The organism is Microbispora sp. NPDC004025 (genome assembly GCF_053604425.1).
In genome coordinates, this window is sequence record NZ_JBSGHN010000025.1 from 26,822 (window position 1) to 42,564 (window position 15,743).

At 70.6% G+C, this 15,743-nt stretch carries 15 protein-coding genes; 4 read left to right on the forward strand and 11 right to left on the reverse strand.

The genetic code is table 11. The annotated features are described in order from the left end of the window. Positions 1-3: 3 nt before the first annotated feature. From ACWEQG_RS37475 to ACWEQG_RS37495, 5 genes are read right to left on the reverse strand one after another with little or no spacing between them, the layout of a single operon-like run. Complete coding sequence (locus tag ACWEQG_RS37475) at positions 4-795, reverse strand: ABC transporter permease (RefSeq protein WP_452292213.1); 792 nt, start codon at positions 793-795, stop codon at positions 4-6. Further along, entirely contained in the window at positions 792-1,655 is an 864-nt protein-coding gene (locus ACWEQG_RS37480; RefSeq protein ID WP_363473019.1) for an ABC transporter permease, read from the reverse strand. Before ACWEQG_RS37480 ends, ACWEQG_RS37475 begins: the two co-directional genes overlap by 4 nt. Next, complete coding sequence (locus ACWEQG_RS37485) at positions 1,652-2,911, reverse strand: polyamine ABC transporter substrate-binding protein (RefSeq protein ID WP_452292215.1); 1,260 nt, start codon at positions 2,909-2,911, stop codon at positions 1,652-1,654. The genes ACWEQG_RS37480 and ACWEQG_RS37485 overlap by 4 nt, the downstream gene beginning before the upstream one ends. Positions 2,912-2,956: 45 nt before the next feature. Continuing rightward, positions 2,957-4,105, reverse strand: coding sequence for an ABC transporter ATP-binding protein (locus tag ACWEQG_RS37490; RefSeq protein WP_452292217.1), 1,149 nt, complete (start codon positions 4,103-4,105; stop codon positions 2,957-2,959). A 51-nt stretch (positions 4,106-4,156) separates the two neighbouring features. Beyond that, positions 4,157-5,590: a gamma-aminobutyraldehyde dehydrogenase gene (locus tag ACWEQG_RS37495; protein WP_452292219.1), complete on the reverse strand. Its 1,434-nt coding sequence runs from the start codon at positions 5,588-5,590 to the stop codon at positions 4,157-4,159. 224 nt (positions 5,591-5,814) lie between these two features. Here ACWEQG_RS37495 and ACWEQG_RS37500 point away from each other — a divergent pair, with 224 nt between their 5' ends. Then, positions 5,815-6,306, forward strand: a complete 492-nt coding sequence (locus ACWEQG_RS37500; protein WP_169981911.1) for an Lrp/AsnC family transcriptional regulator — start codon at positions 5,815-5,817, stop codon at positions 6,304-6,306. On the opposite strand, the gene ACWEQG_RS37505 is transcribed toward ACWEQG_RS37500, so the two are convergent. From ACWEQG_RS37505 to ACWEQG_RS37515, 3 genes are all read right to left on the reverse strand, one after another. Beyond that, on the reverse strand, positions 6,266-7,447 hold the full coding sequence (locus ACWEQG_RS37505) for a GRAS family protein (RefSeq protein ID WP_452292221.1): 1,182 nt from the start codon (positions 7,445-7,447) through the stop codon (positions 6,266-6,268). The genes ACWEQG_RS37500 and ACWEQG_RS37505 overlap by 41 nt on opposite strands. 114 nt (positions 7,448-7,561) lie before the next feature. After that, positions 7,562-8,215, reverse strand: coding sequence for a cyclase family protein (locus ACWEQG_RS37510; RefSeq protein WP_452292223.1), 654 nt, complete (start codon positions 8,213-8,215; stop codon positions 7,562-7,564). Between the two features lie 44 nt (positions 8,216-8,259). Further along, positions 8,260-9,108: a nitrilase-related carbon-nitrogen hydrolase gene (locus tag ACWEQG_RS37515; RefSeq protein WP_452292224.1), complete on the reverse strand. Its 849-nt coding sequence runs from the start codon at positions 9,106-9,108 to the stop codon at positions 8,260-8,262. Between the two features lie 82 nt (positions 9,109-9,190). Between ACWEQG_RS37515 and ACWEQG_RS37520 the strand changes: the two genes are divergently transcribed. After that, entirely contained in the window at positions 9,191-10,648 is a 1,458-nt protein-coding gene (locus tag ACWEQG_RS37520) for a PucR family transcriptional regulator ligand-binding domain-containing protein (RefSeq protein ID WP_452292226.1), read from the forward strand. 16 nt (positions 10,649-10,664) lie between these two features. Here ACWEQG_RS37520 and ACWEQG_RS37525 read toward each other — a convergent pair whose 3' ends face one another. Both ACWEQG_RS37525 and ACWEQG_RS37530 read right to left on the reverse strand, forming a co-directional pair. Next, positions 10,665-12,095 (reverse strand): M1 family metallopeptidase, encoded by a 1,431-nt coding sequence (locus ACWEQG_RS37525; protein ID WP_452292228.1) that lies wholly within the window; start codon positions 12,093-12,095, stop codon positions 10,665-10,667. A gap of 67 nt (positions 12,096-12,162) precedes the next feature. Next, on the reverse strand, positions 12,163-13,017 hold the full coding sequence (locus ACWEQG_RS37530; RefSeq protein WP_452292230.1) for a DivIVA domain-containing protein: 855 nt from the start codon (positions 13,015-13,017) through the stop codon (positions 12,163-12,165). Positions 13,018-13,139: 122 nt separating this feature from the next. Here ACWEQG_RS37530 and ACWEQG_RS37535 point away from each other — a divergent pair, with 122 nt between their 5' ends. Next, the gene (locus ACWEQG_RS37535) at positions 13,140-13,898 is read left to right on the forward strand and encodes an ABC transporter ATP-binding protein (protein ID WP_452292232.1); all 759 of its coding nucleotides are present in this window, start codon (positions 13,140-13,142) and stop codon (positions 13,896-13,898) included. After that, positions 13,895-14,566, forward strand: a complete 672-nt coding sequence (locus tag ACWEQG_RS37540; RefSeq protein WP_452292234.1) for a hypothetical protein — start codon at positions 13,895-13,897, stop codon at positions 14,564-14,566. The genes ACWEQG_RS37535 and ACWEQG_RS37540 overlap by 4 nt, the downstream gene beginning before the upstream one ends. A gap of 7 nt (positions 14,567-14,573) precedes the next feature. On the opposite strand, the gene rlmN is transcribed toward ACWEQG_RS37540, so the two are convergent. Further along, on the reverse strand, positions 14,574-15,689 hold the full coding sequence (rlmN, locus tag ACWEQG_RS37545) for a 23S rRNA (adenine(2503)-C(2))-methyltransferase RlmN (protein ID WP_346229861.1): 1,116 nt from the start codon (positions 15,687-15,689) through the stop codon (positions 14,574-14,576). Between the last annotated feature and the right edge of the window lie 54 nt (positions 15,690-15,743).

A 15,743-nucleotide genomic window follows, 5' to 3' on the forward strand; every position in this document is an offset into this window, starting at 1 on the left:
TCCTCACGCGTTGGCGCGGCGGCGTGCCAGGAGGGCGTTGACCACGGCGATCAGCACACCGGCCGCGAAAATCAGCGTTCCCATGACGTTCACCTGCGGCGGGAGGCCGACACGCGTGGCGCCCCAGATCCACAGCGGGAACGTCATGGTGCCGCCGGAGTTGAAGTTGGTGATGACGAAGTCGTCGATCGACAGCGCGAAGGCCAGCATCGAGCCCGCCAGCACACCGGGGAAGATCATCGGCAGGGTGACCAGCCGGAACGTCGTCCACGGCCCCGCGCCGAGGTCGCGCGCCGCCTCCTCCAGGGAGGCGTCGAGCGTCATCACCCGGGCCCGCACGGTCACGGCCACGAACGAGATCGAGAACATGACGTGCGAGATCACGATCGTCCAGAAGCCGAGCGGCACGGCGAGCGTGACGAACAGCGACAGCAGCGACGCGCCCATCACGATCTCGGCGCAGGAGATCGCCGCGAACATCACGAGGTTCATCGCCCCGGAGCCGCGGAAACGGTAGCGGCCGAGCGCCAGCCCGATCAGCGACCCGAGCACCCCGGCGATCAGCATCGTCAGCACGGCGATGAGCAGCGAGTTCACCAGCGCCTGGGTGAGGTCGCCGATCTCGAACAGCTTGCCGTACCACTTGAGCGTGAAGCCCTGCCAGGCCGTGTTGTACCGGCCCTTGGTGTCGTTGAAGCCGAACAGGATCATCACGGCGATCGGCAGCACGAGCCAGGCGATCACCAGCCACGTGTAGATCTGCAGGCCGCGGCCGCGCAGCAGGCCACCCCTCATCGGGCCGCCACCTCCAGCACGTCCTCGGTGCCGAGCGCCTTGGCGTACGCGAAGATGCCCACCAGCAGCAGGGCCATCAGCGTGAACGACAGCGCCGAGGCGGTCGGGTAGTCCTGGTTGACCAGGAACTGGTTCTGGATGACATTGCCGATCATCGTGTTGCTGGTGCCGCCGAGCACGGAGGCGTTGACGTAGTCGGAGGTGGCCGGCACGAACGTCATCAGCACACCGGCGAACACTCCCGGCAGCGACAGCGGCAGCACGACGCGCAGGAAGGTCTGCAGCTTGCTCGCGTAGAGGTCCTGCGCGGCCTCCAGGACACGCGGGTCGATCCGCTCCAGCGCCACGTACATCGGCAGGATCATGAACGGCAGGAAGTTGTACGCCAGGCCGCCGATGACCGCCGCGCTCGTGGCCAGGATGTGGAAGTCCTGCGGCACCAGGCCCAGCGACTTCAGCGGCCCGAGCAGCATGCCGTTGTCGGACAGGAAGAACTGCCAGGAGATGGTGCGCAGCACGAACGACACCAGGAAGGGCAGCAGCAGGAGGAACAGGTAGATCGACTTGCGGTTGCCGCCCTTGAAGGCGATCCAGTACGCCACCGGGAAGCCGATGACGATCTGGATCACCGTCGAGATCACGCCGTACACCACGGACCGGATGATCTGGTCGTGGTAGGTGCTGATCCCGTCGACGTAGCTGTGCCAGTTGAACGTGAACGCGTAGCCGTTCACGACGTCGCCCGACTGCAGCGACAGCGACAGCATGACGACCGTCGGGATGACGAAGAAGATCGCCAGCCAGAGCGTGCCCGGGAAGAGCAGCAGGTACGGCGTCAGCGCAGCCTTGAGCCTGCTCATGACGTCGTGATCGCCTGGAAGATGGACTCGAACTTCTTCTGCTCCTGCGGCGTCTTGAAGTTCACGTAGTTGCGCAGCCTGGCGGTGTCCTCCTTGCTCGGGAACACCAGCGGGCTGCTCGCGACCTCCTCCAGGAGCTTCTTGTCGTCGCCCGAGGCCTTGGCGGCGTCGGCGGCGATGACGTCCTTGGCGGCCGGGACCGGCGTCACGTAGTTGATGTACTCCGCGAGGTGCGCCGCGACGTTCACGTCGTAGAAGAAGTCCATCAGCATGATCGCGTCGACCGGGTTCGTCGCGGTCTTCGGGATCGTCATGTTGTCGGTCCAGATAGTCCCGCCCTCCTGCGGCACCACGAACTTGAGGTCCGTGCCGTCGGAGACGTTCTTCTGGAAGACGTCGCCGGACCACGCCATGGTGAGCCAGATGTCACCCTTGGCCAGCGGGTCCATGTACGCCTGGTCGTAGTACTTGCGGACGATGCCGCCGTCGCGCTGCTCCTGGAGCTTGGCCGCGGCCTTCTCCCAGTCCGCCTGGGTGGACTTGTCGGGGTCGGCGCCGACCGCGAACAGGCCGAAGTTGGCGATCTCCTGGGAGTCGGACATCATGCCGACCTTGCCCTTGTACTTCGGGTTCCACAGCTCGGCGATGCTGGTCGGCGGGGTGTCGATGTACTTCGGGTTGTACGCGATGCCGGTCATGCCGGAGGCCCACGGGATGCTGTGGACGTTGCCCGGGTCGTACGACTCGTTCTTGTACTGCTCCGCCGCGTTGGCCGCGAAGTTCGGCAGCTTGGAGTGGTCGAGCGGCGCCAGGTAGCCGAGCTGGACGAGCTGCTCGAAGTGCAGGCCGTTGGTGACGATCATGAGGTCGTAGTCGATCGACTGCCCGGCGGCGAGCTGCGGCTGGATCTTGGCGAACCAGCTCGGCATCTCGAGGATGACCTCTTTGTAGTTCACCGTGATGCCGGTCTGCTGGGTGAACTGCTTGAGCTCGGGCTGCTTGGGGTCCATGTAGAGCGGCCAGCTGGCGAAGTCGACGTGGCCGTTCTTCGTCTTGCCCGACCAGAACTTCTCCACCTCGGACTGGGCCTGGGCGGAGGAGGTCGGCTTGGCCGTGCCCTTGCCCTGCACACCGCAGGCGGCGAGGGCGAGCCCGGCGGCCGACAGGCCCGCGAGCCGGAAGGCGTCGCGCCTGCCGAGCCGGCGCTGGGTCATGCCACGGAGGAAGGCGGGGTCCTGCCTGTATGGGTGGTTCATTGGGGTTTGGTGCTCCGGGTTCTGTTACCGCGGGGGTTCGGGGTGTTACCGCAGGGCGTAGGAGTGCCAGGGCTGCCAGGAGAGCCAGACCGAGTCGCCCCGCTCGGCGGTGATCGTGCTGTCGTTCGCGTTCTGCTCGAACACCGTGATCTCGGCGCCGTCGCCGAGCATCACGACGTAGCTGTTGGAGGTGCCGAGGTAGACGACCTCGGCCACGGTCCCCCGCACGACGCTGAGGTCGCCCTCGGGCTGGACCTTCGCGATCTTGATCTTCTCCGGCCGGACCGTGAGATCGACGGTCTGGCCCGCCGTGAGCGAGCCGTCCGCGGGGATGAGGATCCGGTCGCTCTGACCGAGGGCGAGCACGGCGGTGTCACCGCTGACCTGTCGCACCGTTCCGCTCAGCAGGTTGGAGGTGCCGATGAACCCGGCCACGAACTTGCTGGCGGGCCGCTCGTAGATCTCGCGGGGGCCGGCGAGCTGTTCCACGAGGCCGTCGTTCATGACCGCGATGCGGTCGCTCATCGTCAGCGCCTCGCTCTGGTCGTGCGTCACGTAGACGAACGTGATCCCGACCTCCCGCTGGATGCGCTTGAGCTCGATCTGCATGGCCTGGCGGAGCTTGAGGTCGAGCGCGCCGAGCGGCTCGTCGAGCAGGAGCGCGCGGGGCCGGTTGACCAGTGCGCGGGCGAGCGCGACGCGCTGCTGCTGGCCTCCCGACATCTCCTTCGGGCGGCGCTTCTCGCGGCCGACCAGGTCCACGACCTCCAGGATCTCCCCGACGCGGCGCTTGATCTCCGCGTCGGGGACCTTCTTGCGCTTGAGCCCGAACGCGACGTTGTCCCAGACGTTCATGTGCGGGAACAGCGCGTAGGACTGGAACACCATGTTGATGTCACGCTTGTTCGGCGGGACGTTCGTGACGTCCTCCCCGTGGAGCCTGACGACCCCCTGGGTGGGGTCCTCGAACCCGGCGATCATTCGCATGCTGGTGGTCTTGCCGCAGCCTGAGGGGCCGAGGAGGGAGAAGAACTCCCCCTCCGCGATGGCGAGGCTCACGCCCTTGACCGCTCGTACGACCTCGCCGTGCGAGACGTACTCCTTCACCACGTTGTCGAGTTCGATGGCGGGCACGTCTCCTGATACGGGGGCAGCCGCGACGGCTGCCCCCGGGCCCGCCTGGATCTCTGTCATTCCAGGCTTATCCCTCTTTTTCGATAGGTGTCCGGGCGGAGCCGGTGGCACCTATTCGCCGATGTAGTGCATGACGTGCTTGACGCGGGTGTAGTCGTGGAGGCCGAAGACGGACAGGTCCTTTCCGTAGCCCGAGTGCTTGAAGCCGCCGTGCGGCATCTCGGACACGAACGGGATGTGGGTGTTGACCCAGACGATGCCGAAGTCGAGCCGCTTGGACATCCGCATCGCGCGGCCGTGGTCGGTGGTCCACACCGAGCTGGACAGGCCGTAGCGGACGCCGTTGGCCTTGGCCAGCGCGTCGGCCTCGTCGGTGAACGTCTGGACGGTCATGACGGGACCGAAGATCTCGTCCTGCACCATCTCGTCGTCCTGCTTCAGCCCGTCCACGACGGTCGGGGCGAAGAAGTAGCCCGTGTCGCCGACGCGGGTGCCGCCGGTGAGGACCTTCGCGTGCTCGGGGAGCCGCTCGAAGAAGCCCTCGACCCGGGCGAGCTGGTTGGCGTTGTTCAGCGGCCCGAAGTAGGCGTCCTCCTCGTCGAGACCGCCCAGCTTGGTGGCGGCGGCGGCCTCGGCCAGCGCCGCGGCGAACTCGTCGTGGATGCTCTCCTGCACGAGCACGCGGCAGGCGGCGGTGCAGTCCTGGCCGGCGTTGTAGAGGCCCGCCCCGGCGATCTCCTCGGCGACGGCCTTGATGTCCTTGACGTCCTCGAAGACCACGACCGGGGCCTTGCCGCCCAGCTCCAGGTGGACCCGCTTGAGGTCGTCGGCGGCGGTCCTGGCGACGGCCATGCCGGCCCCCACCGAGCCGGTGATCGCCACCATGTCGGCGTCGGCGTGCCCGACGACCAGGGCGCCGGTCTCCCGGTCGCCGGTGACCACGTTGAAGACACCGGCGGGCAGGACGTCACCGAGGATCTCGGCCAGCTTCAGCGTGGAGACCGGGGTGGTGTCGGACGGCTTGAGCACGATCGTGTTGCCGGCGGCGAGAGCGGGGGCGATCTTCCACACCGCCATCATCATCGGGTAGTTCCACGGCGTGACCTGGCCGATGACCCCGATCGGCTCGTGCCGGATCATCGAGGTGTGGTCGGCGAGGAACTCACCGGCGGTGGGGCCCTCCAGGGTGCGGGCCGCACCGGCGAAGAACCGGAAGTGGTCGGCGGCGACCGGGGTCTCGTCCTCGGCCATGCGGGCGCGGGGCTTGCCGGTGTTACGGCACTCGGCCTCGTTGATCTCGTCCGCGCGGGCCTCGATGGCGTCGGCGACCTTGAGCAGCAGCGCCGCGCGCTCGCCCGGCGTCGTCTGGCCCCACGTCTCGAATGCGGCCGTCGCGGCGGCGTAGGCGGCGTCGACGTCCTCCTGACCCGACACCGGTGCCTGGGCGTAGACCTCGCCCGTCGTAGGGTCTACGACGTCGGAGAAACGGCCGCTCGCGGCGTCGACGAACTTCCCGTTCACGAAGTTCTGGAGACGGGTGGTCACCGTTGACCTCCTGTTGAGGTGGCTGAGTTGTCGCGACTCTGGCAGAGCAAAGAGCCACAGACAAGGGATTTCGTCGCTAAGATACCAAATTGCTACGGAATCGCTTGACACGAGCGACTCAGCTGACAACATGTCAGACCACGATCGCAACATGTCAAGAACGCTGCTGTAACACCAGGTCGCTACGGCGGCCGAAGCCCGCCAAGAGAGGACACCCCCCGAGGATGACGACTCCCCCCAAGGCTCGCGCGGCTGCCGCTAAGGGTGGGCCGGTGGTGCTCGACGAGATCTCCAAGCAGATCATCGAGCAGCTTCAGATGGACGGGCGAAAGCCGTACGCCGCCATCGGCAAGGCGGTGGGGCTGTCGGAGGCGGCGGTGCGTCAGCGGGTGCAGCGCCTGCTCGACCTCGGCGTCATGCAGATCGTCGCCGTCACCGACCCGCTGACCCTGGGCTTCCCCCGTCAGGCCATGATCGGCATCAAGTGCGAGGGCGATCTCGAGCGGGTCGCCGACGAGCTGGCGCAGATTCCCGAGATCGACTACGTGGTGCTGACGGCCGGGTCGGTCGACATCATGGTCGAGGTGGTCTGCGAGGGCGACACCCACCTGCTGGAGATCCTCGGGAAGATCCGGGCGATCTCCAGCGTGCGGGCGACCGAGACGTTCGTCTACCTCAAGCTGCACAAGCAGACGTACTCGTGGGGGACGCACTGACGACGGCGCCCGGCACGGCCGTCATCACGGCGAGCAGGGGCACGTCCCGGTAGCCGAGCCGGACGTGGTCGCGCTCCACGCCGAGGGTGAAGTCCGGCGGCGCCGTCAGCACCCCCGCGAGATCGTCGGTGACCGCGGGCACCGTGGGCGTGTATCCGCAGCGCCGCAGGCGCCGCAGCCAGGTGGCGGTGGTCTCGTGCCGTTCGTACCGGCCGCTGTCGTCCACCGCGCCCACGATGTCCAGGATCTCCCTGCCGAAGAAGCTCTTCATCGCGTCCTGCTCGGCACGGGCGAGCGGCAGGCCGTCGATGGCCTCGAAGAGCGTGCCGAACATCCGCCAGGAGTTGACGAACCGCTCGGCCAGGCCCACCTGGTGATGGTCCGAGCCGGGCTCGCACAGCGCGACGGCCGCGGGTTCCAGGGCGCGCAGCCGCCGCAGGAAGACGTCGCGCGCGTCGTGCCCGGGACGCGGATTAACCATGTGGTGCAGGGCGAAGGAGGCCACCGCGAGCAGCGGCCGGGGAGCCTGCCCGATCAGCCTCCAGTCGGCGTCGTCCAGCGCCTCCGTGGCGCGCGGCACCGCGTGGAAGGTGACCTCGATCCCGTGCTCCGCGCCCGCGCGCAGCAGGTTGATCTCCGCGTCGGCCAGCGCGGGGGCGGCCGGGTCCACCCCGACGACCACCAGGTGACGCAGCGGCAGGTTCCGTGCCGCCGCCTCCGCCAGCAGCGCGCTCTCCTGCCGGCCCTGCCCGATGCCGATCGACAGCAGGGTGGCGGTCGCGTGCTCGCCCAGATGGCCGAGCAGATGCGCGTTGGCGAGGCATCCGGCGCGTACGAACGGAAGGTGCCGCGTGAGGAGATAGAACAGGTCGATCTGCGGCCGCCGGTAACGGCGCAGGTAGAGGTTGACGCTCTCCTCCCCCTCCAGCCGGCCGGACAGGCCCGCAAGATAGTACATGGGCAGCATGTCCCGGGGGTCGGCGTCCGGGTCGATCGCGGCGCGTGCCTCCGCGAGCAGGGCCCGCGCATCGCGCTCCCGGCCGTCCTCGGCGGCCACCGCCGCCTCGAAGAGCAGCGCGCGTGCCCGCGCGCCGGCCGTTTCCGCCCGTGCCCCCACCGCTGTCTCGATCGCAGCGCTCATCGTGACCCCCGTACCGGTCTGTGTCGTATTCCTGGCGCACTCATCCTTCGGGACGGCCGCGCCGCTGCGGATCTCCAGTAAGCGGCGACTTCACCGGGAGCAGTGGACAGGCACTCAGCCGATCCTGGCGACGGCGCGTACGGGCGCGCCGTCGGCCCCGGTCAGGCGCAGCGGGAGCAGGGAGACCTCCACCCGGCGGCCGGCGGCCTGGGCCTCCAGCAGGGGCCCCAGGTTGCGCAGGTTCTCGGCGATCACCGCGTGCGCCCCGCACAGGGCCCGGTGCGCCGGCAGGTCGGCCGGCGCCGGCGTCGGGTCGACGCTGAGGGCGTCGATGCCGACGGTACGCACCCCCGCGGCGACGATCAGGCGAGCGGTCTCCTCCGTCAGGTACGGATGGGCGTGGTAGTCCGGCGTCCCCCAGTGCTCGTCCCAGCCGGTCGCGACGAGCAGGACGGTTCCCGGTCGCAGCCGTCCCGACACCGCCTCCAGCGTCCCGGGGGTGACCGGCGAGCGCGGCGGCAGGCCGCGGACGTCGAGGACGGCCGCTGGACCGAGGAACCGCTCCAGCGGCACGTCGTCCAGCGTCGGCAGCGTGTCGTCGATGTGGAACGGCGCGTCCACGTGGGTGCCGGACTGCGACCCGAGGTGCAGGCCGAGGACGTTGACGCCCTCGGCCACCACGGTGAGGGCGGGCGCGATCTCGACCTCGGGGTCTCCGGGATAGACGGGCATGCCGCTCACGACGGGCACCGACAGGTCGACGATCACGGCTTCTCCCCTGGCGTCAGGCCTCCCGGGCGCGGGCGGGCCGATCAGATCGTAGGCCACGAGTAGAGATCGGTCCGCCGGTCGCGGTGGACGTCGTTGCGCGGGCCGGTGGCCTTGTTCCTGGCGTGGGCCAGGTCGCAGCCGGCGACCAGCACGGCCGGCCCGTCCCTGAGCACGGGGCCCGCCAGAGGGTATCCGTTCGGGCCGATCAGCGACGTCCCGCGCACCCAGTCCACGCCGCGCTCAGCCGCGCACCGGTCGGCCAGGGCGACGAACATGCGGTTGGCCGCGGCGGCGATCTGGGCGTACGCGACCAGCACCGGGCGCTCCCCGGCGGGAACGGGCGAGGCGGGCCAGTTGGTGGAGACGGCGAGGAGGTCGGCCCCGGCGAGGCCCACGGACCGCACCCATTCGGGGAACTCCAGGTCGTAGCAGACCATCATCCCGATACGGCCGATCGCCGTGTCCACGACGGGGGCCGGCGCGTCGCCAGGCGTGAACACGTCCTGCTCGTCGTGCCACAGGTGGGCCTTGCGGTAGACGGCCCTGGTCCCGGTGGCGTCGACCATGACCTGGCTGTTGCGCAGGACGCCGTCGGCCAGCTCGCAGAATCCGCCCACGATCACCAGGTCGTGGGCCCGGGCCAGGCGGGTCCAGGCGGTGACGGTCGGGCCGTCGGCCGGCTCGGCGAGGCTCCCGGCCTCCTCGGCGCCCGAGAAGACGTAGCCGCTGTTGACGAGCTCGGGCAGCACCACCAGCCGGGCCCCGGCCTCGGCCGCCTCCACGATCGCCGCTTCGGCGGCGGCACGGTTCGCCTCCGGGTCGCCCACCCGCAGCGGGACCTGCGCGACCGCGACCCGCGTCACCGCCGCGCCTTCGTCCGCCGTCGTCATGCGTTCCTCCAGATCATGGTTCCGGCGCGCTCACCCTCCAATTAGGACAACTAGGGATATCACGGGAAATAGGCTGACGACTGTGGACGGGCACAACACCGTGGAGGACCTGCTGCGCTCTCCCGCGTTGCAGCTTCGGGTGCTGGCGGGCGAGCGCGGCCTCGGCAGGTCGGTCTCCTGGGCCCATGTGAGCGAGCTGGAGGACCCCACGCCCTGGCTGCTCGGGGCCGAGGTCATCATGACGACGGGCATCGGCGTCCCTCGCGCCGCCGCCGCCCAGCGGGCGTACCTGGAACGGCTCGACGACGCGGGGGTGGCGGCGCTCGCCGTCAGCGCGGGGCTGCACGTCCCCCCGCTGCGCCGGGCCTTCCTCGACACCGCCGAGGAGCGCGGGTTCCCCGTGCTGGAGGTGCCGCTGGCCGTGCCGTTCATCGCGATCGCCCAGGAGGTCGCGGCGGCGGTGCAGGAGGACGCCCGGCAGCGGCTGGGGGCCCAGCTGCAGGTGTTCGGCGCGCTGCGCTGGCTCGCGTCCGAGGGGCTGGACACGGCGGGGCTGTTCCGGCGGCTCGAGCGCCTGTCGGGCTACGACATCTTCCTGAGCACGCCGCAGGGCCGCCCGCTGCTGCCGGGCGTGCCGGCGCCCCCGCCGTCCGTACGGCTGCCCGCCTCGGCGGACGCGCCACCGACGATCCCCGGCGGCTTCGCGCTCCCGGTGCCCGCGCCCGGCGGGCCGGCCGGGTTCCTGGTCGCCTTCGAGCGGGAGGGCGCCCGCCCGGCCGGGCTCGCCGTGGTCCAGCACATCGCGACCGTCGCCGCCCTGCGGGTGGCGATGGTGCGCAGCGAGCGCGAGACGCTGCGCCGCCAGGGGGCGGAGACGCTGGCCGAGCTGCTGCAGGACGTGCTCGACCCGGAGACCGCCCGGCGCAGGCTCGACCTGATGGGCCTGCCGCCGGACCGCGACGTCGTGCTGCTCGTGGTGCGCGACGCCGCCGACGACGCCGTGGTCCGGGCCCTCGCCGAGCATCCGCACCTCATGCTCCGCCGCCATCGGGACCTGTACGTGCTGACGGCGGCGGCCGTCGCCACCGCCGAGCTGGAGGCGGTGCCCGGCATCGCGGCCGGCGTCAGCCGCCCCGTCGCGCCCGGGTCGTCGCTGCGCGTCGCACAGCGGGAGGCCCTGTGGGCGGCCTCCCGCGCCGCCGAGGCGGGCCGGCCGCTGGTCGCCTACGGCGAGGACACCACGGGCCGGTGGCTGCCGGACGACGTGGGCGTGCTGGCCGCCCTGGTCGAGCACGTGCTCGGCGACGTCCTGCGGTACGACGCCGAACACGGGTCGGAGCTGATCACGTCGGTCCGCACGTGGATGGAGCGCGACCGCCGCGTCGACGACGCCGCGCGGGCCCTGCACGTGCATCCCAACACGCTGTCGTACCGGTTGCGCCGCTTCGGCGCGCTGACCGGGCGCGACCTGTCGGCGACCGGCGACTTCGCCGAGGTGTGGCTGGCCATCCGGGCGGCGGCCCAGCTCGGCGGGCTCTAGCCGATGCCCGGGCGGGTCACAGCTTCGGCTTGGCCGCCCGGTACAGCCACGCGTCGAACAGGTCGTCCAGGTCCCGGCCGGACAACCGCTCCGCCAGGGCGAGGAGGTCCTTCGTGGTGACTGTGGAGTGCCGGTTCTGTCTGGCCCACGTGCGCAGCAGGGTGAAGAACGTCTTGTCGCCGATCTCCTTGCGCAGCGCGTGCACGGTCATGGCGCCGCGCACGTAGATCGCGTTCCAGTCGAACATGCCGTCGTGGCCCGGGTCGCCGGTCTTGAGCTTCCAGAAGTTACTGCCGGCCCTGTGCTTGTAGTGCTCGGCGAAGGTCCGCTCGGCGGAGGGGCCGCCGTGCTGCTCCTGGTACAGCCACTCGGTGTACGACGCGAAGCCCTCGTTCAGCCAGATGTCCTTCCAGCTGCGCAGGCCGACGCTGTCGCCGAACCACTGGTGGGCCAGTTCGTGCACGATCACGAGCTCGTCCGACATGACCTTGTCGTACACCGGCCTGCCCTGCGTCTCCAGCGCGTAGTCGACGTCGAGCCGGTCGGCGATGCCGCCGGTGGAGGAGAACGGGTAGTCGCCGAAGAGCTTCGACTCCCACCTGATCGCCTTGGCCGTGGTGCTGTGCAGGTGCTTGAACTCCGTGGCCAGCGAGGGGTCGTACGCCGTGATGTTGGGCCTGCCCCCGACGGTGCCCCGGGTGACCGTGAACTTCCCGATCGCGACCATGGCGAGGTACGGCGCCATGGGGTGACGCATCGTCCACTTCGAGGTCCGGTAGCCGTCACGCGGGCCGGCGACGCCGGAGTTGTCCGGCTCGCCGTTGGCCAGGACCGTCAGTCCCTCGGGCGCGGTGACCTCGAAGGTGAAGGTGGCCTTGTCACGCGGGTGGTCGTTGGCAGGGAACCAGCTGCGGGCGCCGTCCGGCTCGGCCAGTGCGACGGCTCCGTCCTCGGTGTCGATCCAGCCGGCGACGCCGAGCGCCCTGTTCTTGATCGCCTTCGGCCGGCCGGCGTAGGACACCTCGACCGTGAACTTCTTCCCCGCCGGCAGCCCGTGCCGGGGGGTGACGACGAGCTCCTGGCCCTTCCGGACGTACGACGCCCGCCGGCCGTTCACCTCGACCTCGCTGATCGCCGGCCCGGAGAAGTCGAGGTCGAACCGGGACAGGTTCTTGGTCGCCGTCGCCGTGATCGTCGTCGTGGCGCTGAGGCGGCGGGTCTCCGGGGTGAACCGCAGCCGGATCGCGTAGTGGGCGACGTCGTAGCCGCCGTTGCCCGCGAGGGGGAAGTACGGGTCGCCGAGCCCGGCCGAGCCGGGAGTGTAGGCGGCGGAGCCGGTGCTCGCCCGGGCCGCCGGCACGGCCGCCAGAGGGATGACCGTCAGAGGCATGACCGCCGTGAGACCGGCGGCGAGGAGCCCCGGCCAGGGGGATGATCTGCGAAGCATGATCCCCATCGTGGTGCATAGCTCCACGAAAATTGGAATTTATGCGCTTTTAGGGGTGCAGATCGGGTCAGGGGCGGCGTTCCAGCACGCTCGCCATCTCGGCCAGGAAGCCGTCCACCTCGCGGATCGCGTAGCCGGGCCGGAACACGACGGTGGCGAACGTCGCCTTCCTGACCTGCTCCGCCGTCAGCGGCTCGGCCGTCGTCCCGCGCAGCGTCGCCACCACCCGGTCGAGGAACGCGTCGACCTCCTCCTCCCGGTAGCCCATCCCGAGCCGTCCGGGGTGGAAGGCGACGCGTTCGACCCGGACCGCCTGTGCCTCCAGCCAGGACGCCGTGCCCGGCTCCGGTGGTGGCGTGCCCGGCTTCCCGGCGGCGTTCGCGGGGGCGTTCGCCGGGGTGTTCGCCGGGGCGCTCGCCGGGGCCGTGTCCGACCCCGCGCGCGCCCCGTCCCCCGTACGGCGCGCCGTGGCCCGGGCGGCCGGCGCCGCGACGAGGGGCTGTGTCACTGCGGTCTCCAGGGCGGCGGTCCCCTTGGCGGTGCGTTCCGCGACGCCGGGCCATGTGGTGGCGGGCGTCGTGGCCGCGGGCCCTGTGGTGGCGGGCTCTCCGGCGGCGGGCTCTGCGGCGGCCGGGCTCAGGGTGGCGGGCTTCGTGGCCGCGGGCCGCGCCCGCGAATCGTCGCCCTGACCGGCTCTGGCCTCGACCGCCACGATGAACGCGTCGAGCGCGAAGTCCACCGCCGTCTCGTTGTAACCGCCGAGTTTGACGGCGAACCGCGCGTTCCTGATCTCGTCGGCCGTCACCGGCGGCCCGTCGGCCGGGCCGCGCCCGAGCGTCGACTCGATCCTGCGCACGAAGTCGTCGACCTGTTGGGGGTCATAGCCCAGGCGCACGGCCATGACGCGGGGAAAGCGGTTCACCAGACCTCCGGCCCATCGCTCATGCCCGACCATTTTGACGGGAGTCCCAACAGAAAGGCGAGACCCAAAGATCGCCCGATGTCGGTACGCCTGGAGGAACATCCCGATAAGCTCCAGAAACTATGCGGATCGCCAGTCTCTCCTTCCGGTACGGACGGCGAGCCCCCTGGGTCCTGCGGGACGCCGGTCTCGTCCTCGATCCGGGAGACGTGGTCGAGGTCACCGGGCCCAACGGCACCGGCAAGTCGACCCTGCTGCGGCTCGTCGCCGGGCTGCTCAGGCCCGTACGCGGAAGCGTCCAGGATCGTCCCCGCGTCGTCGGATACGCCCCCGAGCGGTTCCCCGCGGACCAGCCGTTCACCGTGGCGTCCTACCTGCGGCACATGGCGGCGGTCCGGAGGGTGAGCCCGGACGCGATCGGCCGGTGGAGCGAGCGGCTCGGCATGGATCATCTGCTCGGACAGCGCCTGCCCGACCTGTCCAAGGGCAGCGCGCACAAGGTGGGCCTCGCGCAGGCGCTGCTCGCCGAACCGGGGTTGCTCGTGCTCGACGAGCCCTTCGCCGGGCTCGACGCCGCCACCCGGGCCGAACTCCCCACGATCATCGAGGAGATCCGCACGCGCGGCGGGATCGTGGTGGTGAGCGACCACCAGGGCGATCTGCGCGCCTTTCCCGGCCTGCGCCGCTGTGAGGTCCGCGACCGCGCCGTACGGGAACTCGAGCCGGTCGAGGAGACCGGCGAGCCGGCCCTGACCGTGCTGGAGGTGGCGGTGGCCGCGTCGCGGGCGGACGACCTGGCCCGGCGTCTGCGTGCCGAGGGATGCACGGTCCATGTTTCGGGGCGCACCACGTCCCGCGTCGCCGGGGAGGCCGCCGGATGACATCCGTGATCGCGCTGGCGCGCTTCCGCGTCGCCGGCTACGTCGCCTCCCACCGGGCCCTGCAGCCTCTCATCGGGCTGCTGGCACTGCTGGCGATCCTCTACGCGACCGCCGTCCCCGCCGGTCAGGAGATCGCCGCCACCGCGGACTCGGCGGCCATGCTCGTACCGGTGCTCGCCTGGGCCGCGCGCGGCCTGCTCGACACCGAACCCGACGAGCAGCGCAGCGTCGCCCTGTCCGCGCTTGGGCCGAGAGAACTGGTGAGCGGACTGCTGGCGGCGTTCTCGTCGCTGCTCGTCCTGGCCGCGGTCGCCGAGGCCGCGCTGCTCGCCCGCCTCGCCGCCTCTCCCACGCTCACCGTGCTCCTGGCCGGGGTGTGGCTGCACCTGTTGTCGGCGGTGGCGGGGCTCACACTCGGGGCGCTGACCAGCCGCCCGATCCTGCCCTCCCCCGCCGTCTCCACCATCGCCCTGATCCTCGGCTACCTGTCGATGCTGGTGATCAGCCTGGCCGGGGGCCGCTGGCTCACCGTGCCGGTCATGGGCTGGATGCGCGACGCCCACCACGGCGAACTGCAGGCGACCCTGCCTCTTCTCACGGTGCAGTCGCTGCTGTGGCCCGCGATCGGCCTGACGGCCTACGCGTGGCTGCGCCGTACCCGGCCCTGAACCGGGATCAGGGCTGGGGCGCGGCGGCGAGCTGCCCGCACGCCCCGTCGATCTCCCGTCCCCGGGTGTCCCGTACGGTGACGGCGACGCCGTGGGACTCCAGGCGGCGTACGAACGCCCGCTCGTCCTCGGGGCGGGAGGCGGTCCACTTGGAGCCGGGCGTGGGGTTGAGCGGGATCAGGTTGACGTGCACGAGCTTGTTCTTGAGCAGGCGGCCGAGCAGGTCGGCCCGCCACTCCTGGTCGTTGATGTCCTTGATCAGGGCGTACTCGATGGACACGCGCCGCTTGGTCCTGGCCGCGTAGTCCCACGCCGCGTCGAGCACCTCGGCGACCTTCCACCGCGTGTTGATGGGCACGAGCGTGTCCCTGAGCTCGTCGTCCGGCGCGTGCAGGGAGACGGCGAGCGTCACCGGCAGGCCCTCGTCGGCGAGCTTGCCGATCGCCGGCACCAGGCCGACCGTCGAGACCGTGACCCCGCGTGCCGAGATGCCGAGGCCTTCCGGCGCCGGGTCGACCAGGCGGCGTACGGCGCCGATGACGGCCTTGTAGTTGGCCATCGGCTCGCCCATGCCCATGAAGACCACGTTGGTCACCCGGCCCGGCCCGCCCGGGACCTCGCCGCGGGCCAGCGCCCGGGCACCCGCGACGACCTGCTCGACGATCTCGGCGGTGGACATGTTTCGGGTGAGCCCGGCCTGGCCGGTGGCGCAGAACGGGCAGTTCATGCCGCACCCGGCCTGGGAGGAGACGCACATCGTGACGCGGTCGGGGTAGCGCATCAGGACCGACTCGACCAGCGAGCCGTCGAACAGCTTCCACAGCGTCTTGCGCGTCATGCCGCCGTCACAGGTGATCTCGCGTACGGACGTCAGCAGCGGCGGCATGAGCTGCTCGACCAGCCGCTCGCGCAGCGCGCCCGGCAGGTCGGTCATCTGCTCAGGAGAGCCGGTGAGCCGGGTGAAGTAGTGACGGGAGAGCTGGTCGGCGCGGAACGGCTTCTCCCCCAGCTCCGCCACCGCCGCCCTGCGTTCGGCCATGGTCAGGTCGGCCAGGTGGCGCTGCGGCTTGGCCCGGCGGGGCGCCACGAAGGTCAGCTGCCCGGTCTTCGGCTGCTCGCTCACGCAAAACCCTTTCCATCTCCCGCCGCCATGGTCTTAACGACTGGCGCACGCGGC